Here is a 24,633-nt window from a genome sequence, read left to right as displayed (position 1 = left end):
CATTGAAAAACCATAGACCAATTCTGACCAGAGAAAAAGATAATCATGCAACTTAACGGAAACATCCTGACCCCGAATGGCTGGGTGCATGGAGAACTGGCTTTCGACGAGCGTATTAAACATATTAGCGGCATATCCGCAGATCCAGATGACAACGCTGGAGATTTTATCCTGCCCGGATTCATCGACTTGCATGTGCATGGCGGTGGCGGCGTCGATATTATGGAAGCCAATGGTGCCGGTGCAAAAGTAGCGCGCATGCACGCGATGCATGGGACGACCTCGTTTTTGGCAACTACCATGACAGCCCCTGGTAGTGAAATTACACGCGCGTTGGACGACCTGGCGGCTATGCGTGAGCAACGCACAGCTGGTGGTGCACGGATGTTAGGTATTCATTTAGAGGGGCCGTATATCAATCCGGGTAAGCTCGGCGCCCAACCGAATTTTGCGAAAAACGGCGTAGCCGAAGAAGTGCATCGCTACAATCAAATCGTGCCCGTGAAAATTGTGACGATTGCACCGGAGCTATCCGGCCATGCCGTGTTGATTGAAGATTTGGTCAATGACGGTATCAGAGTGCAATTGGGACATACGTTGGGGAGTTATGAGCAGGGCGTAGAAGCACTCAATCGCGGAGCCAGCAGTTTTGCACATTTGTTCAATGCGATGACGCCGTTGCATCATCGCGAGCCAGGCATGGTTGGCGCTGCGTTAGGGCATGCCGACTTTGCCGAGATTATTCCTGACCTGTTGCATGTACATCCGGGCGCAATCCGCGCCGCACTGCGCTGTATTCCTCACTTGTATTGCGTCACCGACTCAACTGCTGCTGCCGGTATGCCAGATGGCAATTATCTGTTGGGCGGCCAGACCATCACCAAATGTTTAGGTGGTGTTCGATTGGCCGACGGCACGTTGGCTGGCAGCACGCTGACGATGGATCAGGCTTTACGCAATCTGGTCAGCATCGGCTTGACAGTGGATGATGCGTCAAATCGCCTTTCCGCTAACCCGGCACGCTTTCTCGGCATTACCAATCGCGGCCAACTGGCACCAGATTGTTGGGCAGACCTGGTGGTCATGGATAAAAACCTAAATCTTAAATCGGTCTACATAGAAGGAGAAGCAATTGACATCACTCATGCTTGATGAGGCACGCGCAGCGGCGCAGGCAGTGGCCACGCAGTTCAAGGAAAACGCATCCAATTTTGCGCAACTTGGCGCCAAGTTGCGGGCACAGCCACCGCGCTCGGTCGTCACTATTGCTCGTGGCAGTTCTGATCATGCTTCGGCTTATTTTGCCTATCTGGTGATGGCGCGATTAGGGAAGTTAGTGACGTCGCTGCCGATGTCATTGATCACACTTTATCGCTCTCCGATTGAGGCCAATGATGTGTTAGCTGTGGCGGTGTCGCAATCGGGACAAAGTCCAGACTTGCTTGGTCCGATTCGTTATCTGCGTGACGGTGGTGCGACCACCGTCGCCATGGTGAATGATGCAGCATCACCATTGGCAGCCGCCAGTGAGTGGGTATTGCCACTTACCGCCGGGCCCGAAAAAAGTGTAGCGGCTACAAAGAGCTTTATCACTAGCCTGACCGCAGGTGCCGCACTGGTGTCGCATTGGGCAAACGACGAACGCATGTTGGCGGCGCTTGCCCAATTGCCCGAACAATTGACACGGGCAGCCACGCAAGACTGGAGCGCAGCGCTTGAAATCCTGGGCGGTGCCGATAGGATCATGGTCCTGGGTCGTGGATGGAGTCATCCGGTAGCGATGGAAGCGGCGTTGAAATTCAAGGAAACCTGCGCGATTCAGGCGGAATCGTTTTCCAGTGCTGAAGTGAAGCATGGTCCAATGGCGCTAATCGATGACGGTTACCCGATGTTGATATTTGCCACCCGCGGACCGGCACAGGAGAGTCTGATTGCGACCGCGCAGGAAATGCGCGCACGTGGTGCTCATGTGCTGCTGGCAGCACCGGACGACGTGGCCGAACGCGACTTGACATTGATCGTCGCCGACGTGCCAGAGTTGGATCCTATCCTGGCCATCCAAAGTTTCTATCCTATGGTTGAAGCGCTGGCCCGCTTACGAGGATTCGACCCGGATACGCCGCGTCATCTATCCAAGGTAACCAAAACACATTGATGTAAAACGCCAGTCAGCACCAAAGTCGCGCGCCAGTTCAGCATTTTGCAGGCGCGCGAACTGTCACTAATAAGACTCCTTCCGGCACTTCTAATCTGAACAAATTAGATTTTTTTGATGATGAATGGCTGGCTTGAAATGGCGTTTCGCTGGTAGTCAGTCTTCTGACTTGTGTCCTAAGATCGACGCACATCTGATGACACTGTAATTCCCGACGACACTGCAATTTTTTGATGTTTTAGTCAAATATGAGAGAGCGCCCAAGCGGGCGCTTTTTTTATATAAATTATTGTCGATTACTTCGCAGTCCATAGGGCGTAACGTAGATATCTTATGACCTCGCGACGGTTTGTTTTATAATTGCAACAAAATGTAACATCGCAGAAATTTCTGTAAAGTTGTCCTATAACAAAGAAGAAATATCGTAGTGAAACACCTTACTTTTTCGCCATTGGGGCGAAATTGTTGATAATCAGGAGGTCCTATGAAATCATTTCTTTCGACTGTTATTTCCGTGACGCTAGTCGCCGTCAGCCTGTCGTCGATCGCAGCTCAACCTCGCCTGGATTTATTAGGCGAAGCGGTATCAGCCCCATCTTCTGCTCGCACCATCACGATCAATCCCGATACCAAATATGTCAACGTAGTCGGAGGTGAGACGATTAAATTCGTCGTTGGCGACAAAACATTTGGATGGGCTTTCAATGGTCCGGTACGGAGTTTTGATTTGGCGCGCGTTGCGCCGGCAGGTGTGTTGAACCGTCATGTGATGGCATATATCGCTACCAATCCGGACGACCTTGGCGGCAGCGATGCGGGTGGCATGGGACATAGCAAATAAGGATATGGATCTTTGATCGGGTCGCGATTCCGACCATTTCGATTTGATCGAGTGGTCGGATAGCGCTGCTAAGTTTGTCAGCTTTCCATATTCGCCACTCGATAATTGTTGTCCACCGTGTTCAAGCCTTTCCTTCAGACGCGGGAAAATTGGCAGCACGTCGTGATTGCCACGAATACCAACTTGTTTACATCCCAGGAGTCGCGCTGAACAGGTGCTGCCAACGTCGCTTGAGCGACTAATTCATTTAATGGCAGATCAAATATCTCCGAAACCTCAACCTGCTGTTTGCTGTTGCGTGCGCTTGCGATATTCGCCCGGCGAGAGGCCGGTCCATTGCGCAAAAGCGCGCTGAAAAGTCGATTGATCCGAAAAACCAAGAGAGGTTGCTATTTGCTTGAGCGGGGTTGATTCCCGAGCCAGAAAATGAAGCGCCATATCGTAGCGCAGGATATCCTTGATTTGCTGGAAACTTGTTCCGCCGACTTCCAGCTTGCGATGCAGAGTACGCGGCGATACAGCGAGCTGTTCTGCTACCTGCGGTAAAGACAAGAGGGTGGGCAAGGCTTGCTGCAGAACGCGCCTGACATCTGATGCAAGCGAGTCGCCCACTAACAACGCCTCAATGAAACTTGCCGGCGCGCGCCGAATGAAGCGCGGTATTTCATGAACGTTGCGGATGATGTGAATCGTACTGGTTTGCGCCGGAAAGCGCAGTGCTCCGCATGGCTGATGGAATCTTGCTGTTGCGGCCAGCAAGGTACGCAATTCAAGCTGGTGTCGAGGAGGTGGGCACGGAAAATCGGCGCTCATCAGAGGCAATTTTTGTCCTGCCAGCCACGACATGACCGCATAAATGGTCAGCAAAACGATTTCGTATACCAACAAGCCTTTTTCATGATCGCGCAGGCGCTCTCTAAACCTGATTTGAATTTCTCCATTCTCGGTGATGCAATCCACTTTTAAGCCGCCGAGTAGCGCATTGCATCCCCTCGCAATAACCTGCGCACACTCACCAAAGGTTGAAGTGGTAACGCCGGCACGACATAACGTTTCTATTGCGCCCGGTCGCACTGGATAGTCGAAAAGACCAAGTCCCTCATCTTCCAGCGTGTCTATGATGCAGGTGTAAAGTCTGGAAAACTGTTTCAGGCTGAGCCGCGCGCGCGGAATATTGAGAAGGCTGCAGTCTATGCCGGCGCGGCTTAGCAACTGCTCTGGCGCGATCCCTTGCGCTTTCGCCGCATCGATCAAGGCGAGTGCGCCGCGCACGGGAACCGTAATGACATTGGATTTTACATGCATGGCAGATTTTGCAATAAAAATGGCAAATTAGGCTATCACGTTTTTACGGCAGATAGTACAAAATACGTGATACTTCAATGCTCTACAGACTCCTGGGATCTGCCAGGTTATATCTGACAAGGCGAGTGATATAGATAGAATTGGCAATTAATGCATGAAATGCAGCATAAAGCACAATCAGGAGACTAATCATGACCAAACTAAAACATAAACAAACCGACAACTACGCGCGAGACGTTGAAATCGTTACGTCCACGATGGGAGTGCAAGCATGATACCCCGCACATTATTTACCGAAGATCACGAAATGCTGCGTGAATCTGTGCGCCGCTTTATGGAAACCGAAGCGGTTCCCCACAACGAGCGTTGGGAGGAGCAGGGATTTGTCGATCGCGAAATCTGGTTGAAGGCCGGCGCCGCCGGTTTCCTGTGTCCCAGCATGCCGGAACAGTACGGTGGCGCCGGCGGTGACAAGCTATATAGCGTGGTGCTGATGGAAGAGCAGGCACGTGTCGGCTGCAGCGGTCTCGGTTTCAGCCTGCACTCGGAAATTGTTGCGCCCTACATTGAACATTACGGTAGCGAATATCTGAAATCGATCTACCTGCCTAAGATGGCGACTGGCGAGATGATAGGCGCAATCGCGATGACCGAGCCGGGGGCAGGTTCCGACCTGCAAGGCGTTACGACGAGCGCAGTACGCGACGGTGAGCACTATGTCCTGAACGGCTCCAAGACCTTCATTACCAACGGCTGGCACGCCGACCTCGTGATCGTCGTTGCCAAGACGGATCCCGCAGCGGGTTCGAAAGGGATCAGCCTGTTCCTGGTCGATACTTCGATGCAGGGATTTTCCAAGGGCAAGCGCCTGAAGAAGGCCGGTATGAAGGCACAAGATACGGCCGAGCTGTTTTTCGATAACGTGCGCGTGCCAGCGTCCAACCTGCTCGGTGAAGAAGGTCAGGGTTTCAGATATCTGATGCAGGAATTGCCGTGGGAGCGCCTGCAGATTTCAATCACCGCAGTCGCCGCGGTTGAGGCCGGCCTTGCATGGACGCTCGCCTACACTCGCGAACGCAAAGCATTTAAACGTGCGATCGGCGAATTTCAGACCGTCGCCCACGCGCTCGCGGAAATCCGCACCGAGTTGGAAATGGGCCGCGTATTCGTCGATCGTTGTCTGCAATTGCTGATGGACGGCAAGCTCGACGCCGCGACCGCATCGATGGCGAAGTACTGGACTACCGAGATGCAATTCCGTGCATTGGACCGCTGTGTGCAACTGCACGGCGGTTACGGCTATATGTGGGAATACCCGATAACGCGCGCGTGGGCCGATGCCCGCGTGCAGCGTATTTACGGCGGCACCAATGAGATCATGAAAGAACTGATCAGCCGCAATTTGTAAACCACATTCGGAGAAAAGCACATGGAAGCCTATATTTATGACGCTGTTCGCACTCCGCGCGGCAAGGGCAAGAAGGATGGATCTCTGCACGGTGTAACGCCGTTGCGGCTGGCTGAAATCGCATTGCGTGCGCTCGGCACGCGCAATCACCTCGACACCAGTTTGATCGACGATGTGGTGCTCGGCTGTGTCGAACCGGTAGGTGAGCAGGGCGCGTGCATAGCCCGCGTGGCAGCGTTGGCCGCCGACTATGCCGACAGTGTGGCGGGTGTGCAAATCAACCGTTTCTGTGCCTCCGGTCTGGAAGCCTGCAATATGGCGGCTGCACAAGTGATGGCGGGCCAGTCCGATCTGGTGGTAGGTGGTGGCGTTGAATCTATGTCGCGTGTGCCCATGGGTTCGTCGGGCGGTGCCTGGCCAGTCGATCCGCAAAGCGCATTCAAACGCTATTTCGTACCGCAGGGTGTGTCGGCAGATGCAATTGCGACTATCTGGGACTACAGCCGCCGCGACGTCGATGCCTATGCGGTCGAAAGCCAGCAGCGCGCCAGGCGTGCGTGGGACGCCGGGTATTTCGCGAAGACGGTGGTGCCTGTGCTGGACCGCAACGGCATGACCATACTCGACCATGACGAACTGTTGCGACCGGAGGCTACACTTGAAACTATGGCGCAATTGAAACCCGCGTTCGCCGAGATGGGGGAGAATTTCGGTTTCGACGCGGTAATCAAACAGCGCTATCCGCACATCGAGCAGATGCAGCACGTGCACCATGCCGGCAACAGTTCTGGCATCGTCGATGGCGCCGCGGCTGTGCTGATCGGTAATCGCGCTGCCGGTGAACGCGCCGGATTGAAGCCGCGTGCGCGCATCCGTTCTTTTGCATCAATCGGCTCGGAGCCTTCGATCATGCTAACCGGCCCCAGCTATGCCGCAGAAAAGGCGTTAAAGCGTGCCGGTATGTCGGTGTCGGATATCGATCTGTGGGAACTGAACGAAGCGTTTGCCTCGGTCGTTCTGCGTTTCATGGAAGTGCTGGCCATTCCGCACGACAAGATCAATGTCAATGGCGGTTCGATTGCGATGGGTCATCCGTTGGGTGCTACCGGGGCCATGATCCTCGGTATCCTGCTCGACGAAATGGAAAGACGCAATGTCACCACCGGCCTTGCCACCTTGTGTGTCGGAGCCGGAATGGGTACCGCTACGATTATTGAACGCATCTGAGAGGACTGACATGATCGACTTTACACTTGACCAACAAGGCATCGCTACTCTGAGCTGGAACATGCCGGGCCGAAGTCAGAACGTTTTGAACGGCGAAAGCTGCGATGCGCTGTTTGCTGCGATCGAACGCGTCGTATCCGAGGATGCAGTCAAAGGCATTCTGATGACATCCGCCAAGGCCGACTTCATTGCCGGTGGCGATCTCGAATGGCTGTTGTCGGCAAATCAGGCCAGCGAATTATTCGAACGGGTGATGTTACTGCACCGCGCGCTACGCAAGCTTGAAACTTGCGGCAAGCCGGTCGCGATGGCATTGCCCGGCATGACGTTGGGCGGCGGACTTGAAGTGGCGCTGGCTGGCCATTATCGCGTTGCGGCCGACAACCCGAAAGCGCGCTTCGGCTTGCCCGAAGTCACGCTCGGATTATTGCCGGGCGGCGGCGGCACACAACGTCTGCCGCGTCTGATTGGCATCCAGAAATCGCTGCCGCTGCTGCTCGAAGGCAAGCGCCTGAATGCGGCCGATGCGTTGAAGCTCGGCATACTTGATGCAGTAGTCGCTGCTGGCAGCGAAGTGCAGGCAGCGCGTGATTGGCTGTTGGGACAACAAGATAAAAAACAGCAACCATGGGATATCAAAGGCTACAAAATTCCGGGTGGGGCAGTATCGTCGCCAGCGGTGCAGCAGGTCTTCGTGGTCAGTAACGCAATGCTGCGTGCTAAGACCTTCGGCAATTACCCGGCACCAGTCAATATCCTGTCTTGCATCTATGAAGGTTTGATCACCGACATCGACACCGGCTTGCAGACCGAGGCACGCTATTTTGTAGAAACGGTGATGTCGCCGGAAGCGAAAAACATGATACGCACGCTGTTCTTCAGCATGGGTGAGGCTAACAAACTGGCAGGACGTCCGACCGGCGTGCCGTTGCAGAAGTACAGCAAGATCGGCGTGCTCGGTGCCGGTATGATGGGCGCGGGCGTCGCCTACGTAGCGGCCAAAGCCGGCTTGCAGGTGGTGCTGATCGACATGACGCAGGAAGCGGCTGACAAGGGCAAGGCGTACTCGCAAGCGTTGGTCGCCAAGCAGGTCGAACGTGGCCAGCTGGTACAAGACAAGGCGCAGGCGTTGCTCGACCGGATTACGCCGACTACTGATTATGCGTTGCTGCAAGGCGTCGAGATCGTCATTGAAGCCGTGTTCGAAGACCGCGCGATCAAGGCCGACGTGACGAAGAAGAGCGAGGCCGTGATTGCTGTTGATGCGATCTTCGCCTCCAACACCTCGACGCTTCCGATCACGGGTTTGGCCGAAGCGAGTGCACGTCCGGCCAATTTCATCGGCTTGCATTTCTTCTCGCCGGTTGACAAGATGCCGCTGGTTGAAGTGATCGTCGGCAAGCAAACCAGTCAGGAAACGCTGGCGCGCTCATTAGATCTGGTCAAGGCGCTGGGCATGACACCTATCGTGGTCAACGACTCGCGCGGCTTTTATACCAGCCGTGTGTTTTCGACCTATGTGTTGGAAGGTTTGGCGATGCTGAAGGAAGGCATTGCGCCGGCGCTGATTGAAAACGCTGGCCTCATGGCCGGCATGCCGGTTGGTCCATTGGCGCTGACCGACGAAGTATCGAGCGAGCTGATCTACAAGATCGACAAACAGACACGTGCCGACCTCGGCTCCAACCACCACTCGCGCCCCGGTCATGAAGTGGCGGCGCAAATGGTTGAGATCGGACGCATCGGCAAGAAGGCGGGCAAGGGTTTTTACGAATATCCGCAGGGTGGCAAGAAGCATCTTTGGAGTGGGCTGGGTGAGCTGTTTCCACGCGCGGCAAATCAGCCGGACGTGCAGCAGTTGATCGAACGTCTGATGACGGTGCAAGCGGTGGAAACCGCGCGCTGCATGGAAGAGGGCGTGTTGACGACGGCGCGTGATGCCGATGTCGGTGCGATCCTGGCTTGGGGCTTCCCAGCATTTCGTGGCGGGCCGCTGTCGTGGGTGCAGACGGTTGGCGTGCCGCAGTTTGTCGCACAGTGCGAGCGTCTGGCGCAACAGTATGGCGCGCGCTTTGCGGCACCGGCGTTGTTAAAAACGATGGCAGAGCAGGGCGAGCGGTTCTACCAATAAGGGAGCGCCATGACCGTACTCAAAGGCATAAAAATCGTCGAATTTGCCGGCATCGGGCCTGGCCCGTTCTGTGGCATGCTGCTGGCGGACCTTGGTGCTGATGTCATCGTCGTCGACCGCCCCGGCGACGTCCCGCCGACGGCGATCACGCGGCGCGGCAAGCGCTCGATCGCGCTCGACTTGAAATCACCAGAGTCCATTGAAACTGTGCTGCGCCTGATCGAGAGTACCGACGCGCTCATCGAAGGTATGCGTCCTGGTGTGATGGAACGTCTGGGTCTTGGTCCCGATGTCTGTCTGGCGCGCAACCCGCGTTTGATCTACGGCCGCATGACTGGCTGGGGACAGGACGGTCCACTGGCGCAAGCGGCTGGTCATGACAATAACTACATCGCGCTGTCGGGCGCGCTCTGGTATGCCAGCGAAGCCGGTCAGCCGCCAGTGGCGCCGCCGACATTGGTCGGTGATTTGGGCGGCGGCGCGTTGTATCTCGCGGTCGGTATCCTGGCCGGCATTTTGAATGCGCGCAGCAGCGGGCAAGGACAGGTGGTCGATGCTGCGGTCGTCGACGGTTCGGCACACCTGATGAACATCATGCTGGATTTGGCCAGCGGCGGCTTAGGTAGCGAAAAGCGCGGCACGTCGTTGCTCGACGGACCGCATTGGTACAGCACCTATCGTTGCGCCGACGGGCGCGATATCACCATCGGCGCATTGGAGCCGAAGTTCTATCGACTGCTGCTGGAAAAGCTGAGTCTCGAAAACGACGCGCGCTTCGTCAGTCAGAATAAGAGCGTTCAGTGGCCGGAACAGAAGCAGCAGCTGGCCAGCTTATTTGCCACCAGATCCCGCGACGAATGGTGTGCGCTGTTGGAAGGTAGCGACGCCTGTTTTGCACCGGTGCTGGCGCCATCCGAGGCGGCGTGCCACCCTCACATCGCCGCACGCGACATCTACAATCAGGACGACGGCCTGTTGCAGGCCAATCCCGCGCCGCGCTTTTCAAACGCCCCCGCTGCGACCACGCGGCCGATTCCGGCTGTCGGCGAGCATACGGAACAAGTGTTGGCGGAAATCACCAAGGCGGCTCGATAAATCTTTATTCAATTTATCAAGGCATTCCGGCCTTATAAAGCGGCCGGAATATGTCAGGCCAAATGCAAAACAAAGATTACCGATTTCGCCGCTCCTCGTGCACACGGAGCGATCAGTTGTCTACGACGTGCCCCACACTTCATTTCCAATGCCGCACGGAGACGTCAAATTTGACGTGCACTTCGTTGCGGCACAAATACGACACAGCCTTGTATTGCGTCATCCTATGCGATGATCGCGCAGGATGAAGCTAGGCAGCCAACCGACTCACCGATCGACCAATGCGCGATCAAAAACCTGCTCCATTCCCGCGATCGCCTGTATTCGGTTTCGATACCCTGAAAATAAGAAAAAATTGGCCGTTAGAGCAGTTAGGCAGGCATTTCTACCAGCTGTTTAACCCTGAGATGACTGACGTTAATTCTTTCTCATTCCTTGCTGCTAGCAGGCAAATATTCCAAACAGGATTCTCCTATAATGTTTTCATCTCTTCGTACACGACTTATCGTCATTTGCGTCTCCATTGTGGTTCTCTCACTGGCGATTCTGGCTTCAGCCAACATCATCACAACCCGCAGCCACACGCTTGAATCGCTCAACGGGCAAATGCGGCAACTGGCCGACGACAACGCATCCGAAATCGCGGATTGGGTGCACGCCAAGGCTACCGTCGTTTCCTCAATCAATCTGGCGGCCGACCTGGCCGATCCTATCCCGTTTATCAAGGCAGCACAAAAAGCCGGGGAATTTGACCGTGCCTATACTGCTTACCCTGACAAACGCATGATGGCACCCTATACGCTGGCGCCTGGCTATGATCCCACGGTCCGACCTTGGTATATCAAGGCTTCGCAAGCGGCCGCGCCAGTGCTTACCGCTCCCTATGTAGCAGCAAGTACTGGCAAGCTGGTGGTTACATTCGCCGAACCGTTAATTGGCAACGGACAGGTCAAGGCAGTCTCCGGTGCTGACGTGTCGCTGGATTCGGTGATTCGCAACGTCAACGACATCAAACCGACGCCCACCAGTTTTGCCTTCCTGATAGACAGCAGCGGCACTATCATCGCCCATTCCAATCCGAAGTTGGCCCTGAAGCCGGTATCGGAGCTGGATAGTGAGTTGTCGGCGCAAAAACTGGCAGCTCTTGATCGGGCCAGGGACGGTAGCAATATTCGTCTCAACGATCGCGACGACAGACTATATGTGAGTAAAATTGCCGGCACCGACTGGATGCTGGTGGTGGCAATGGACTATGTCGAAGCGACTAAGCCGATAACCGCAATGCTGATTACATCAACCATTACGGCGCTGGTGATCATTGCGCTGGCAGCCCTGGCGCTGACCTCGCTGGTGGTGCAGGCACTTAAGCGCATGGAACTGATTCGCGATGCGATGCAGGAAATCGCTTCCGGCGATGGTGACCTGACGCGACGTCTTGATGCAGCAGGTAAAGACGAACTGGCACAGATCGCCGGCGCGTTCAACCGGTTTGTCGACAAGATCGCCGAAGTTCTCGGGCAAATCCGCAGCAGCAGCGAATCGGTAAAGGTCGCCTCACTCCAGATCGCCGCAGGCAATCTCGACCTGTCGTCGCGCACCGAACAGCAAGCCAGCTCACTGGAAGAGACCGCCGCGTCGATGGAAGAAATTACCGGCACAGTCAAACAGAGCGCCGACAATGCACGGCAGGCAAATCAACTCGCCATGTCTGCCTCCAGCGTGGCAGTCAAGGGTGGCATGGTCGTGTCGCAAGTCGTCGAAACCATGGACTCGATCAATGCTTCGTCCAAGAAAATCGTCGACATTATCGGTGTGATCGACGGCATTTCTTTCCAGACCAATATCCTGGCCTTGAATGCGGCGGTAGAGGCGGCGCGTGCCGGCGAGCAGGGCAGAGGCTTTGCGGTGGTGGCAAGCGAGGTACGTAATCTGGCCCAGCGCAGCGCCACGGCGGCCAAGGAAATCAAAGGCCTGATCGGCGATTCGGTCGACAAAGTAGGGATCGGTAGCAAGCTGGTGGCCGAAGCCGGTGGGACCATGGAGCAGGTCGTCGATAGTGTGCAACGGGTTACCGACATCATGGCCGAGATTGCCGCAGCCAGCCAGGAGCAGAGCAGCGGCATCGAACAGATCAACCAGGCGATTGGCCAGATGGATCAGGTCACACAGCAAAACGCCGCACTGGTGGAAGAAGCTGCTGCCGCTGCCGCATCGCTGCAAGAACAAGCGGGCAATTTATCGCACGTCGTCAGCATGTTCAAGCTTGATGCATCTCATGACGCGCTTGCATTTAAGGCGACAACTAATGCAAACAACTCACATGGGCAAACCGCCGCATAACTCAAGAGCGCAGGGATCAAGCCGGCGCGGCGGAGGATTGGGGGCTGTTATTATCGATCCGGCGCGTTAATCTGGCAGAGGAAGTGGCTGGGTAACGATTTCTTGTTGGTGCGATATTTTCAAACCGACATGTTCAGATAACCCGGCCCACCGCCTTCGGAAAACTGAATGTATTTGGCGTGCAGTTCCATACCTGACGGGAAAGCATCATTGGTGGGCGATGGCGATCCATGCCGACATTGCCAGTGGTGACACTCTTGATCGAGTCAACGCACCATGTTCGCCAGCGAAATGACATAATTGCCATGCTTCGGCAAGCAGACTGGCAGCAGTCAGTTTGCGACGGCGCAATGCGCAAGGTGCCTGTTTCCGTAATGAGATCGGCGCTAATGGTGATTGGCTTGCCGGGGTAGTTGCCCGTCGCGGCGTTGTCAGGATCGTTCAACGCAACGAATCAATATGAGCATAATGAATCAACATGAACACAATAAATCAACATGAACACAATAAATCAACATGAAATAGGGCGCGGCATCAGCTTGTCGGTCGGTGCTTCGATGCTATTCGCTTTATTGTCCGGCTACACCAAATTGCTGGCGCCGCTTGACGGCCTCGATATATTTGCATGGCGTGTGGTATGGACGCTGCCCGGCGCGTTGGCCTTGCTGTTCCTGCGTCAGCGTGTGCCGCAGGCGCGCGCCTTGTTGCGCCGTCTCGCCCGTGAGCCTTTGACTTGTGCAACCTTGGCCGTAGTGGCGGCATTGCTCGGAGTGCAGCTCTGGATTTTTCTTTGGGCGCCGTTGCATGGCCGCGCGCTGGAAGTTTCGCTCGGCTATTTCCTGCTGCCGTTGACGATGGTGCTGGTCGGCCGCTTCTACTACCACGAGCGGTTGGATATCTTCCAATGGCTGGCGGTCGCCTGCGCGGTGGTCGGTGTGCTGCACGAATTGTGGCTGACGCGCAGTTTTGCCTGGCCCACTCTGGTGGTGGCGCTTGGCTATCCGCCTTACTTTGTCCTGCGTCGCAAGATCAATGCCGATCCGGTGGTGGCGTTTGCACTGGAGATGAGTTTGCTGTTACCCGTAGCAGCAATCACGTTATATGCGCGCGATTCGTGGTCGGTGGTCGCCCATAGGCCGGACATGTGGCTATTCTTGTTGCCGGGGCTGGGTTTGTTGAGCACGGTGGCGCTAGGCGCTTATCTGGGCGCCAGCCGGCTGTTGCCGATGGCCTTGTTCGGTATCCTCGGCTACGTTGAACCGGTATTGCTGGTTGGCGTCGCCATTGTTTTCCTTGGCGAGTCGATGGCGCCGGGACAGCTGGCGACTTACATTCCGATCTGGTGTGCGGTGGCGTTGACGGCGGTGCACAGCGTGCGTTTGTTGCGTACGGAGCGGCGCGCCACCTAATTTGCGTGTCGTGCGACAACGCAGAAACGGCCAGATTCTGCCTGATGCATAAACGGGATTTCAGTTAATCGTACGCGCAGCATTCGAAATGAAGCGAGCGCACTCAATCACGACAACGGACTTATTGCTTTGAAGCAGATCATGGAAATGAATGTTGGTCAAATATTTTCCCTTCGGCTCCGTTCCGGCAAAAGCCGATTCTTGAGTCATGTCGGGAATAAATAGGCGAAAAAAAAGCACTTCGATTTCTCGTAAGTGCTTGATTCTCTACTACTAATGTTCTGGCTCCCCGACCTGGACTCGAACCAGGGACCTGCGGATTAACAGTCCGACCTTCAAACTACTCGGAAAATCGCATGAACACACGCTATTCTAGATGAGCGTGGCAAATATATTTAGCTCGTTTTACCTGATTTTTCGATGTTTGGCACGGGCAGAGCAATTTTTTATTTGCCAGTTTCTGACCTAAATCAAGCTCCTATCTGGACGGCATTCGGCGCCGCAGTTTCGCGCCACCGGGCCTTGATATAAATCTCAGTTGTGCGTTTGTCTTTGTGCCCGCACAGCAACTGAATCAACTCGATTGGAACACCGGATCGCCACATATCGGTTGCACCTTTACCTTTGAGGTCATAGAAGCCCCAGGGCGGCATATCTTTCAGAGTGGGGATTTCTTTGCGCGCGGCTACTTGCGCGCGTCTGAACATCGAGCACAGACCGTCGTATGTGTATTGTTCACCTTTCAGTGTATGGATGAATGGCCGCGAGATACTGGTTACCTTCTCAACGGGATCTTTATCTTGCTCGCTTTGGAGCACGCGCAATACCGCGTCGAGGCCGAGGGTGATGGCAATATCAACGGTGGCTCCGCGCTTCCCTTGTTTGTTACGAATCACACGGTCGTTGTCTTTATTTTTGATGTTCCACGATCCCCATCCGATAATGTCCTCCGGCCGCTGCAATGTGCTGTACACAAGGTCCATCATCGCACGGACCATTATGGGCGCATGGGCGTACACACCGTTAAACTCAGCGTCTTCGACATAGCGCTCGCGCTTCGTCTCTGTATTACGTTTGATGCCGGATGCCCGCATGCACGGATTGACGTTGATGTTACCGTGGTCGTTGCGGATCATCCACGAGATGCCCGCTGATAGGCATGCTCGCTCGCGATTGGCACGTACCGCCCGGTTCAGTTCTTTACCCAAATCGAGATAGTCCTGCACGACTTTTGACGATACCTGCGTGGGCAAGAGTTTACCCAAGTATTTTTTCAAAGGAACTACGTCGCGCCGATAGTCATCCGCAGTGCGCTGTGCCAGGTCCTTTGCGACCACGCGCTTGTCGCACACCGCAATGAAAAGGTCGAGGAAATACGACATGGTGCCGTGTCGGCCATCGGGGTCGTTGTACAACTTGCCGCGCTCGCGTGCGCGTTCGACGTCGGTGCCGAGGTCTTCCCACGTACCATCGCGATGTACATACCGGAACGCGCCGTGGTGCCAATAGACGCGTTGCGGTAGATCAAGCGGATTGCTTTTTCTCTTTCTTCCCATTTTTTGCTTTCAGATGTTCGACCAATGCTGCCCGATCCGGTACAGCTTCCCCCGGTTGCCTTGAACGCCCTGTTTTTTGCGATGCTACTCCGCCAAGCACAATTTCGACGTTGGAGCGAAGCAACAGGGGATGCCCATTCGGCTTTTCCTTGACCGATAGGCCGAGCGACTTCAAAAACGCCAAGCGGTCATGGTTACGTCGTAACCCGTCACAGAGATCGTCGATTTCATTGGCGGTAAGCCATAGGCTTGGGATAACGGATGCGGTAGTAGTCATGGAATAGCCCTGTCACTTTCCCATCGAAGTGATTGAATCCATACGTCGCATTCGACCGTGGGTTCAATCGCTTTTTCTGAAATTTTCGTTGTCTTCGTGTAATGCAGCATACAGTCCATTTAAACCCTCGCAACTCGCCCAGCAATCAATGCCTTGCCTACCTCAGTAGTGCTGACGTAGGCAAGATCGGAATGACAGTCATTTACCGGTTGTGCCGGAAGGAGGGGGACATATCGACACCTCACAGATTGTAAAAAAATTGCGGGATGTGATTTTTATGCGAACAGGCTGGAGCCTTGGAGCTCGAAGATGATTTATCTTGAGTCTTTGCCATGACGTATGACAGTGCAGCATCAAGAGTAGTAATGTTGGTGCCGCTAACTATCAGGGGGAGCTTTTATACGGCGTGAATATTGAGGTGGCCTATTAAGCTAAGCGGGGATTCTAAGAATTGATTCGCAGTCGACCTCAGGAGGTCAGATTTGAAGATTATGCCGTGGAACGACAGATGGATTCTGCTCGAACTTATTTTTATAGTCAAGAGGATATTGATGTTTACGTCCGATGCGTGCCACCTCTAGCAATTCGGCCTCTTGCACTTAACGAATTAGTTAGCAACGGCTTGTCTGCGGTATTTGGTGCCGCCATTGAACGACCGGTGAATGGCGAACATTAGGGCGATACCTGTGCCGACGACCGGCGCTGCCGCCTTGCGTTGTAACGAAGTAAATAGAGGCGGCATCTGACTCATCCCCTTTTGTGGCTTATGTCTTGCACGTGCAAAAATATATAAGTCGAGAATGTGCATGTGAAACCATTTCGCTTGAGTTCTTCACACTGTTCTTTATGTTTGACCCTAGCTAATCTCGCTATTTCTAACGATGGCAAAATTTGCAGAAAATGGCTCATTTTGGACCCAACTGCGATTCGCGTTTTTTTTCGAGGATCCGATTTAATTCATCGAGGTCATTCATAATTTTGATCTTGCCCGCAATATTGTTTGCGGTGCCATATTTATAAAAATCTATTTTCGGCATCACACCAAAATCAGATTAAAAGTGCTCTATGTTTGTTCAATTAGTGCTCCAAGTGCGCTCTATATATGCTCAAACAATGCTCCATATAACAGGTTAATTTTAAGCACGTAGATCAAGTAAAATTTTCAAATCCTCAAATAATTTCAGCTTGATTTATCGGAATCTTATTTTTAGCAAATATGTTTGCATATCAAATAATTCTTGAGATATGATTGCAGTCATCACTCCGTGGTACGTAAGTCAAAATTCATCATCTATTCTATCAATCGATAGACCAGATTTCACTAAGCCACATCTGTGGAACCAAGTAGTATCTCATGGCGACCATCACGTTCTTTTTGCCAAGAATGTTTCGATGTTCGCCAATTTTTTAAACTCATAAAGAAAATATTTAGGAACACTGAGTGTCGAGCAAAGCCAAACGTATCAACGGCTAGCTGACATTTAGGAATACTAAACAACCACTGAACAAGCAAACCGCTAACAAACGACGCCTAGGAAACGCCGTTCGGATTTGCCTGTATCCAGGTAGTTCAAAAACAAATCACGAAGAAAATCACAGTGACATGGGTCTTCACCCACTTATCGAGTTCGACGCGAATTGGCGCGACGACCGGTAGGAAAAGTCACGCGGCCTACGGGCACGTAACCAACAACTTAGGGTGCTAGCGCCACCCATACCTTCCAGTAAAAGGGGAGGAAGCGCTACGCGAGAACCGCGTGATCAGATCAGAGCTTACCTAAGGGTTAAGTGACCTGCCGCCGTGAGGCTCAGGTGATTTGCAAAAATAGCAATTGAAGGGATGCAAATCGAAGCGCGTTTTCTAAATTTTGGGCCTTCACCCCTTGCTTAGTAATTGAGTTGTATCAAACAACATAGCCCTATCTCTGCCACGAGCGGAGCTATAGCGATGTTGTTTGTGGCAGTTGAGTCGGTGTTAATGACGTCATGAAGTAAAAGGGAGGTTCTATGGGCAACAAGAGCAAGTTGTACGGGATTTTGAGCACCATTCTTAGCGAGAATGTTTACCAACGTAAGAACGGGAGAGTAGCGAGTGAGCGCACAGTGACGGCTTACACAGAGGTTTTGAATATGTGTTTTGACCAATTGGAAACTCTGGGCTTCAAACTCCAGAATCCTCGCAATTTGAACGAAACACACGTAAAAGCTCTCTGCCAGTTTTGGCACGGCGAAGGCAGGCAGGCATCGACGATGCAGGAATATCTGTCCAAATTGCGGGTGTTTTCTGGTTGGGTCGGGAAAAACGGAATGGTTAAATCTCTACCGAAATACTTGCCTGACGTAGATAAAAATGAGTTGAAGGTCCGAAAGGCTGCGACAAAGAGCAAGAGCTGGAGCGAGAACGGTGTCGATATCGTTGAAAAAATCCGCCAGGCCGATGCGCTTGACTGGAGGTTCGGTTTGATGATCAGAATGATGCTGGCCTTCGGATTACGCCGGAAGGAGGTCACACACAACCGTCCTTGGAAGGCAGACCGCGGCGATAAGCTGGTGATCTACTTGGGTCAAGCAAAAGGCGGTCGTCCGCGCGATATTTACATCGACAATGCCGAGCAAAGGGTGGTTTTAGATTTTGTGAAGGAAAAAATTAATGCGAATGAGCATCTTGGGTGGAAAACTGACAAGCGCGGGAAGAAAGCGTCATTTAAATATTGCATCGGGCGGTACAACAAATCCATGGAAAAAATCGGCATTACGAAATTGAAAGACGGCGTAACCGGGCACGGGTTGCGTGCGCAATACGCTGAAAATGCGGCTCTCGTTGCCCATATGATTCCACCTACGTTGGGCGGGACAGGAGGGCAAATGCCACGCGACGAATTAAATGTCACGCGGTCACAAATTAGCGAACTTCTAGGCCATTCTGGCATAAGAATCACGTCCTCCTATTACGGATCGTTCGGGAGATATGTTGGTCAGGACGAAGCGGACAGGTGCAAAAAAAATATTGACCAATCGCTGCTCGCGGTCGGCGCCATTAATTTACCCGCAGTGGATGCAACGCGACTTCAAGACTGCCTGCAATTGGTAGGGGAAATGGCTGGTATCGATGTGGAAATGACTCCGCGGCAGGCTCACTTCTTGTGGTCCGATCATAGCCAGCGATTCGGGCATGAGTGGGTGGCTCCGCGACAAGGCAACGCTGAGGCCATTGAAGCCGCTGCAACCTCTGTCGTGAAACGTGTTTAATCGACCAAAAAAACTGCATAGGAAAAATATCATGAAACTCGCAATTGACGATGTAATGTTGGTCCTACTGAGCCAAGGAACGCCGATACCACTGGGGTTCCCCCACTGGGCGCTATTTGAATTTACAACGCGCAAAGACTGTCCGATGGATCCTGAAATTTTGCTAGGGTTAAAAGACAACGAAGACCAGTCGAGCATGTTGAATCGATACGAAGATCTGCAGGGCTATCAATTCACCTGGGGTGTTGTTTCGGAAGATTATAGTCACTATGAAGAAGATCCAGAAAATGTTCGCAAGTGTAAATTTGAAATATCGCCTGAAGCCGTATTGAAGACATTTTTGCAATCGGCCATGCTGCAAGATCTGTACGCTTTCATGTACGAACATCATCCTGACTACGATGGTCGTTTTGAATGCGATGAAGCGTTTGGGGACTTGTACACGATGTCGTTTTCAGCGACTGGTAATCCGATAGAGCATGCCGAATTGCGCGGGTGGATGGCCAATACATTTATTCCGCTTATTTTGCCAGATCTGAATGCTGAAGCAGCGCGTATTGTTGGGGCTGAAAAACTTAAAGCTTTATCAAGCAGTTTAGATGGCACCAGCGACAAAGCCTTGATTGAGGTAAGGCGTTATCAATTGTGCCCACATCCGTCAGAATTAACCTTCGTTAAAAGATTCCTCACCGAACTGAAAGGAGAACTTGATGGTTTGAACGGTCAAGATCCTGATGATTAGCGTGCTCGCTAAATGTCGCCGATGATCGGTATAAATCTGGCCCACGCCTAAGCTAACTGATTTTCTCAGGGAGATGACGTCACTCGAAATCGTCATCAACGTGCGCTAAGTGCAAATGTTGTGGGAGGTGTATTGCCAGCGTCATGCATCAGACTGGATTAAGCCGATCGAGGGAAATACCAAGGCAGTGGCGGCGGCGGGAATTTTCAGGCAGCAGGAAATACCACTACCTGAAGTTGGATAACGTTCTGGCACGAGGCAGGAAATCAGAGTGGGCCTGGATGCCAACAATTAAGTCTTCGGTATGAAACTATGCGGACTCAATTATTGAAGCACACTACTTAGCGTCAGGAGATTGGAGCTTTATTTCTTTTTCTACGAGTGCAAGCATTTGAGACGGGGACGTACCCAATGCCGCCGCCAGCTTAAAAATAACTCTGATTGTCGGTTGGTTGACGCCTCGCTCAATCAAGCTCACGAAATTCCGCTCGATTTCAGCTTCAAATGACAATTGCTCTTGTGATAGCCCAGCTTCCTTTCTAAGGCGCCGTAACACTTGTCCAAAAGTGATCGCAGGATCCAATAAATTCTCCCAATATATTGGGAGGATCGTGATCTTGCGTTATTATTGTGTCTTCATAATATATTGGTAATTTCACTTTTTGAAAGCGCCAATTTTGATATCAGAGCGCTGCGATTGAGCTTGTCGCATTTAGCGGGGCGCGGCCAACGAGCAATATAAAATTTAGGTACATATGATCCATTTAAAAGGCATCACGAAAACGAAGTCATCATTAATCGTCGTAACGCTGCTATTACTGACTGCATGTGGCGAAAAGACCGTTGAAGAGGCGAAATCATTGGCATATTATGGGGAGCACCTCGCCGAGGCTGACGTGGTTCATGCAAAGTGCGTGGCAATGGAAAAACATGAACTTAGTACGATGCCTCCAAGTAAGCGGCTGGCATGGATTGAAACCGCTACAGGAATTAACTGTAAAAATGCCTCACAGGCGCGCAGCGACGAAACTTACAAGGCATATCAAAAGAAAATGCGGGATGCTGCGAATAAATATTGAGGAAAAAAATGAGTCTGATAGAGAATCGTAGATTGGCTTGGTTGCTTGACCATATCAAACAAGTCGCAAGAGATGATGTACGACTGTATTTTGCGCCCTTCGTTTGGGTAATTAGAAAAATCAAAGAAGGCACCAATCGATTCATGTAGCAACAATGCCCTCGCGACGAACGAGACGATCATTTCGAGCATAAAATAATGATCTTCCAGTGGCATAACGACTCTGGCTCAGAGTCGACTGCCCTGGCGGGATGATATTAATTTTCTTGAATGATTGCCGTGTTGTCTTGGGGATTCATCCCTTAGGGCCTACCTGACAACATCGGCGACGAACTAGAAGGCATTGTGGCGGGAAATCTGTATCTGCGGGCTTCACAGCTTTTGATCTACTTCGATTTATCCCAGAAACCCAACGAGTTAGCAGCGGCATACGCTTCACCAATATAAAAAATGCCATAGGTATCCAGGAAAGCCGATAATTTTTTTGATGGCATGGTGGCTTGCTATTTCGAGATTACGATTTTCTTTCAATGTGGATCACTTCGTACTTTCCACTTGCAGCAATCGGTCGTTGATTGCCTTGATGTCATGCACATACCGCATGGCCGGCAGTAAAACCGAGAGTGCCCGTCCGCTGCCATTGCCAATCTCCTCGATGGCGATCGCGATCAAATCTGTCAAGATAGCGAGTGGCTGTTCGAAGTCTGATGAAAAATCCGTCTTCGTGCCAACAGTTTTCATTTCCATCGCCTCCGCCCGCACAGATCGCTTGTTTCGCTTATTGATAGACATCGTGCCCCCTGATTACTTAGATTGCCGACTGGATACCATACTTAGCACGGTCCTTAAGTTCGTGTTATTGCTTTAACTCTCATCGAATCGATGCAGCATTAACGATCTCGGTCCTATCCGTTCGGACTCTGGCTGTGTAAGCGCGTTCGATGTGCTTCTTCATTGCGGCTGGATCGTCATTTATATGCAATAAAAGCAGAGTGGCAACCGAAGCGGGATCCAAAATCGGATGAGGCTTGCCGTGTTCAAATGCAAGAAGGACGTTGATGAGGTCCGTAGCAATCAGAACATTCGTCGGACCGTCAACGATTTTTACATTGTTGCCTTTGATTACCACTAAAGGAATGATCTCGCAGGGGAGAGCAGCTTGACGCTGCAATACGCGAGCCGCATTCTTGGCCTGTTTCAATGCATTACGCATATCCGTATCGCCATGGGGAGAAGAAACCTTCCACATGGGAGAATCGACACCTGCCGATATAGTGCCGGACTTACATTTCGTCTCAATCACAAAAATGTTTCGCTCTGTGATGAAAATGTGATCGGCCTCAACAGAAAATTCATTTGGCGTGTGTTCGTTAAAGACAAACAATTTTCCATGGAAAGCACGTGATGCAGGAAACACATGCTGACTGTCGTCAATTAGCTTCTGTACATAACGTTCGGCAGCGATGCCGGCCAATTTTTTCTGAATTGCAGGATCCTCAGAATATTGCTCCATCCAATGCAGAATATTGAAAAGTAACCCACAACAGAGTGCGACGCAGAGCGCCAGTACGTAGAACATGATCTGATCAATATGCGCCGAAGTGACAGAGAGTTTTTGGGCAACACCTATAAGCACGAGCAGAAACAAGATACCTGCTAGCCATTTAATGGGACGGTAGAGCCATTTCATCCATGGGCAACTTGTTGAACACCATTCCAGACGCAACGCACGAGCGATCGGGCGTTTCAGAAAAAAGAAAATCGCCAGCATTGCCATCGTTGTCACCCAAATAATGGCGACAAATCCTAATCCCAATACGGCGCCCATCGCTTTAGTGATGAAATCATCATTCTTATTATTTTGGCGACTCATAATTGCTTTTCTTTCGGGTCTTGTAACTGACGGATGACGCAACGCAGGCCTGCGAGTAGGCCATGTTGCTTGATGGTTCTAAAAATGCACCAAAAATCATTGATAATTTTCAATCTGGCGAATGTCCTGGCGTGGTGACGTGCATGAAATGCGTACATCACCTGCTCAAACGAGGCGCACGGCTTGAGCAAGCGATGAATGATGCAGTTCAATTCCCACCATGCGACTCTGTAGTCGCCTCGACCTGCCAATTGCGCTTTGACTGAACGGCGGTCCATCGCCGACACGTCGGTCATCCATACGTTGTGCGCTGGAATACCTGGTGCCAGGAAGACTGCTTTGGGCCGTTTGCTGCGGGTCTTTGATTGTAGAAACCTCGCTTTTTCTGTTCCTGCGAAATCGGTAGACATCAGGTTTTCGTTGGTGATGTGATCGGTATGCATTTTTGTGTGCTTCCATGTTTTACGTTGGAGTCGAGTCGCGTCCTTTAGAGACAATTGCTTTGCATGACTATGTGGTAGTAATGAGTTGGTAGCTAAGCAGTCAATTGATCATAACAATGGAAGTCGCGTACGCAAGTCGTTCAAGCAGAGAGCAACGAACATTGTCTACGCCACTCGTTACCTGTTACTTCAGTGTTCTGTCTGCTTGCAGATAATCTGATTCCGTTGGCTAGGAAAAAATTTCCCCTGCATTTCCCTTTGCTGAAGCGCCGCGTGCACCAGTCGGTTGGCTGGTGCTGGCCCTCAAAAGAAATGCTTCCTTTTATCTCAGTCTGTCACTCAATCTTAAGCTTCGATTCCGAGCAGCTCGTGGTCGCATCAACACGGTCAACAGACTTAGGCGTCTTATGGGCTTTGTTGCACAAATCCCAGCTTAGCCTGACGAATTCTACTCAGATGCGTAAACTGCAGGGATGACAAAACCTGCTCCCCCGAAATACCGTACGACCAACTGGAAACAATACAACGCTGCATTAAAAAATCGCCGCTCCTTGCATGTGTGGCTAGACAACAATATGCAATGGCATGGTCAGCCCTCAGGTTGTCGTGGTCGGGTACAACAATTTAGTGATACCGCTATCCAATTTGACCTGACAATCAAAGGACTATTTGGTCTGGCACTGCGACAGGTAATTGGTTTTATACAGAGTCCTTTGCAGTTAGCCAAACTGGATTGGGAAGTCCCAGATTACAGCACAGTATGCCGACGGCAGAAACATTTACCCGTCATCATCCCGCGTCACAGCGGTCGAAATGGATTGCATTTATTAGTCGATAGCACCGACATCAAAATGCTGGGCGAAGGTGAATGGAAAACCAAGAAACACGGGGCTGACTATAGACGACAATGGCGTTAAGTGCATCTGGGCATTGATGCCGAAACGATGGCAATACGCGCGATAGAAATAACCGATAACAGCGTCGGTGATGCACCTATGTTACCGGAATTACTCAAACAAATCCCAGTGAGCGAAACCATCTGCGCTGTCAGTGGCGATGGTGCTTATGACACCAAAGGCTGTCACACTGCGATTGCGGCACGTGGCGCTGCAGCGGTCATCCCTACGCGTAAGAATGCGCAGTATTGGAAAGAAAATATGACAGGTGCCAAAGCGAGAAATGAAACCTTACGGGCCACACGCTATTTAGGCAGAACGCTGTGGAAAAAGTGGAGTGGCTACCACCTCCGTAGCTTGGTTGAAACCAAAATGCGTTGCTTCAAATTATTGGGCGAACGTGTGATGGCTAGAGAATTTGATCGTCAGGTAGCAGAGCTGCAAGTGTGTGTAGCTATCCTGAATCGCTTCACGCGATTAGGGACACCTGACACCATTCGCGTGATCTGAGTTTGTGGGGTAAGGGGATGTTGTAGTCAGCTTTTGATTTGTGCAACAAAGCCCCTGCCATCGGCAAAAACAATATTATTTCTACGAGGTTTTTCAAG

At 52.0% G+C, this 24,633-nt stretch carries 21 protein-coding genes and 1 pseudogene; 13 read left to right on the top strand and 9 right to left on the bottom strand.

Features of this window, described 5'->3' with window-relative positions:
• Positions 1–45: 45 nt before the first annotated feature.
• From nagA to GEV47_RS15805, 3 genes are all read left to right on the top strand, one after another.
• Positions 46–1,152: an N-acetylglucosamine-6-phosphate deacetylase gene (gene nagA / locus GEV47_RS15815; protein WP_153235755.1), complete on the top strand. Its 1,107-nt coding sequence runs from the start codon at positions 46–48 to the stop codon at positions 1,150–1,152.
• Complete coding sequence (locus tag GEV47_RS15810) at positions 1,133–2,155, top strand: SIS domain-containing protein (protein ID WP_228124750.1); 1,023 nt, start codon at positions 1,133–1,135, stop codon at positions 2,153–2,155. Before nagA ends, GEV47_RS15810 begins: the two co-directional genes overlap by 20 nt.
• Before the next feature lie 484 nt (positions 2,156–2,639).
• Complete coding sequence (locus GEV47_RS15805) at positions 2,640–2,996, top strand: CzcE family metal-binding protein (protein ID WP_153235754.1); 357 nt, start codon at positions 2,640–2,642, stop codon at positions 2,994–2,996.
• 276 nt (positions 2,997–3,272) lie between these two features.
• Here the strand turns inward: GEV47_RS15805 and GEV47_RS15800 are convergent, their stop codons facing one another.
• The gene (locus GEV47_RS15800) at positions 3,273–4,301 is read right to left on the bottom strand and encodes an AraC family transcriptional regulator (RefSeq protein ID WP_153235753.1); all 1,029 of its coding nucleotides are present in this window, start codon (positions 4,299–4,301) and stop codon (positions 3,273–3,275) included.
• Between the two features lie 271 nt (positions 4,302–4,572).
• On the opposite strand from GEV47_RS15800, the gene GEV47_RS15795 reads away from it, so the two are divergent.
• From GEV47_RS15795 to GEV47_RS15775, 5 genes are all read left to right on the top strand, one after another.
• Positions 4,573–5,709: an acyl-CoA dehydrogenase family protein gene (locus GEV47_RS15795; RefSeq protein ID WP_153235752.1), complete on the top strand. Its 1,137-nt coding sequence runs from the start codon at positions 4,573–4,575 to the stop codon at positions 5,707–5,709.
• A 21-nt stretch (positions 5,710–5,730) separates the two neighbouring features.
• Complete coding sequence (locus GEV47_RS15790; RefSeq protein WP_153235751.1) at positions 5,731–6,936, top strand: acetyl-CoA C-acetyltransferase; 1,206 nt, start codon at positions 5,731–5,733, stop codon at positions 6,934–6,936.
• Positions 6,937–6,946: 10 nt separating this feature from the next.
• Positions 6,947–9,067: a 3-hydroxyacyl-CoA dehydrogenase NAD-binding domain-containing protein gene (locus tag GEV47_RS15785; RefSeq protein WP_153235750.1), complete on the top strand. Its 2,121-nt coding sequence runs from the start codon at positions 6,947–6,949 to the stop codon at positions 9,065–9,067.
• A 9-nt stretch (positions 9,068–9,076) separates the two neighbouring features.
• Positions 9,077–10,162: a CaiB/BaiF CoA transferase family protein gene (locus GEV47_RS15780; RefSeq protein WP_153235749.1), complete on the top strand. Its 1,086-nt coding sequence runs from the start codon at positions 9,077–9,079 to the stop codon at positions 10,160–10,162.
• A gap of 477 nt (positions 10,163–10,639) precedes the next feature.
• Positions 10,640–12,502, top strand: a complete 1,863-nt coding sequence (locus tag GEV47_RS15775; protein ID WP_153235748.1) for a methyl-accepting chemotaxis protein — start codon at positions 10,640–10,642, stop codon at positions 12,500–12,502.
• Positions 12,503–12,635: 133 nt separating this feature from the next.
• Here GEV47_RS15775 and GEV47_RS19620 read toward each other — a convergent pair whose 3' ends face one another.
• Positions 12,636–12,947 (bottom strand): hypothetical protein, encoded by a 312-nt coding sequence (locus tag GEV47_RS19620; protein WP_228124749.1) that lies wholly within the window; start codon positions 12,945–12,947, stop codon positions 12,636–12,638.
• Positions 12,948–13,008: 61 nt separating this feature from the next.
• Here GEV47_RS19620 and rarD point away from each other — a divergent pair, with 61 nt between their 5' ends.
• On the top strand, positions 13,009–13,911 hold the full coding sequence (gene rarD / locus GEV47_RS15765; RefSeq protein ID WP_322741680.1) for an EamA family transporter RarD: 903 nt from the start codon (positions 13,009–13,011) through the stop codon (positions 13,909–13,911).
• Between the two features lie 470 nt (positions 13,912–14,381).
• Here the strand turns inward: rarD and GEV47_RS15760 are convergent, their stop codons facing one another.
• The 3 genes from GEV47_RS15760 to GEV47_RS19615 all read right to left on the bottom strand — a co-directional run bounded on the left by GEV47_RS15760 (position 14,382) and on the right by GEV47_RS19615 (position 16,552).
• The gene (locus tag GEV47_RS15760) at positions 14,382–15,467 is read right to left on the bottom strand and encodes a tyrosine-type recombinase/integrase (RefSeq protein WP_153235745.1); all 1,086 of its coding nucleotides are present in this window, start codon (positions 15,465–15,467) and stop codon (positions 14,382–14,384) included.
• Positions 15,436–15,744, bottom strand: coding sequence for a hypothetical protein (locus GEV47_RS15755; protein WP_153235744.1), 309 nt, complete (start codon positions 15,742–15,744; stop codon positions 15,436–15,438). Before GEV47_RS15755 ends, GEV47_RS15760 begins: the two co-directional genes overlap by 32 nt.
• 607 nt (positions 15,745–16,351) lie before the next feature.
• The gene (locus GEV47_RS19615) at positions 16,352–16,552 is read right to left on the bottom strand and encodes a hypothetical protein (protein ID WP_228124748.1); all 201 of its coding nucleotides are present in this window, start codon (positions 16,550–16,552) and stop codon (positions 16,352–16,354) included.
• A 1,199-nt stretch (positions 16,553–17,751) separates the two neighbouring features.
• On the opposite strand from GEV47_RS19615, the gene GEV47_RS15750 reads away from it, so the two are divergent.
• The gene (locus GEV47_RS15750) at positions 17,752–18,993 is read left to right on the top strand and encodes a tyrosine-type recombinase/integrase (RefSeq protein ID WP_153235743.1); all 1,242 of its coding nucleotides are present in this window, start codon (positions 17,752–17,754) and stop codon (positions 18,991–18,993) included.
• 31 nt (positions 18,994–19,024) lie between these two features.
• Positions 19,025–19,735, top strand: a complete 711-nt coding sequence (locus GEV47_RS15745) for a hypothetical protein (protein WP_153235742.1) — start codon at positions 19,025–19,027, stop codon at positions 19,733–19,735.
• 337 nt (positions 19,736–20,072) lie between these two features.
• Here GEV47_RS15745 and GEV47_RS15740 read toward each other — a convergent pair whose 3' ends face one another.
• On the bottom strand, positions 20,073–20,318 hold the full coding sequence (locus tag GEV47_RS15740; protein WP_153235741.1) for a helix-turn-helix domain-containing protein: 246 nt from the start codon (positions 20,316–20,318) through the stop codon (positions 20,073–20,075).
• A 172-nt stretch (positions 20,319–20,490) separates the two neighbouring features.
• Here GEV47_RS15740 and GEV47_RS15735 point away from each other — a divergent pair, with 172 nt between their 5' ends.
• A complete protein-coding gene (locus tag GEV47_RS15735; RefSeq protein WP_153235740.1) occupies positions 20,491–20,814 on the top strand; it encodes a hypothetical protein in 324 nt (107 codons plus the stop codon).
• 536 nt (positions 20,815–21,350) lie between these two features.
• On the opposite strand, the gene GEV47_RS15730 is transcribed toward GEV47_RS15735, so the two are convergent.
• The 3 genes from GEV47_RS15730 to GEV47_RS15720 form a co-directional block, all read right to left on the bottom strand.
• Positions 21,351–21,605, bottom strand: coding sequence for a hypothetical protein (locus GEV47_RS15730; RefSeq protein WP_153235739.1), 255 nt, complete (start codon positions 21,603–21,605; stop codon positions 21,351–21,353).
• A gap of 79 nt (positions 21,606–21,684) precedes the next feature.
• Positions 21,685–22,728 carry a nuclease-related domain-containing protein gene (locus GEV47_RS15725; protein ID WP_153235738.1) on the bottom strand — a complete coding sequence of 348 codons (1,044 nt, stop codon included), beginning with the start codon at positions 22,726–22,728 and terminating at the stop codon, positions 21,685–21,687.
• A complete protein-coding gene (locus GEV47_RS15720; RefSeq protein ID WP_153235737.1) occupies positions 22,683–23,129 on the bottom strand; it encodes a hypothetical protein in 447 nt (148 codons plus the stop codon). Before GEV47_RS15720 ends, GEV47_RS15725 begins: the two co-directional genes overlap by 46 nt.
• Before the next feature lie 473 nt (positions 23,130–23,602).
• On the opposite strand from GEV47_RS15720, the pseudogene GEV47_RS15715 reads away from it, so the two are divergent.
• A pseudogene (locus GEV47_RS15715) lies at positions 23,603–24,535 on the top strand (IS5 family transposase).
• Positions 24,536–24,633 lie beyond the last annotated feature (98 nt).

The sequence above is a fragment of the Glaciimonas soli genome (assembly GCF_009497155.1).
Taxonomy (GTDB): domain Bacteria; phylum Pseudomonadota; class Gammaproteobacteria; order Burkholderiales; family Burkholderiaceae_D; genus Glaciimonas; species Glaciimonas soli.
The sequence above is the reverse complement of the archived record's forward strand: the minus strand, read 5'-3'. Positions and strand labels throughout refer to the sequence as shown.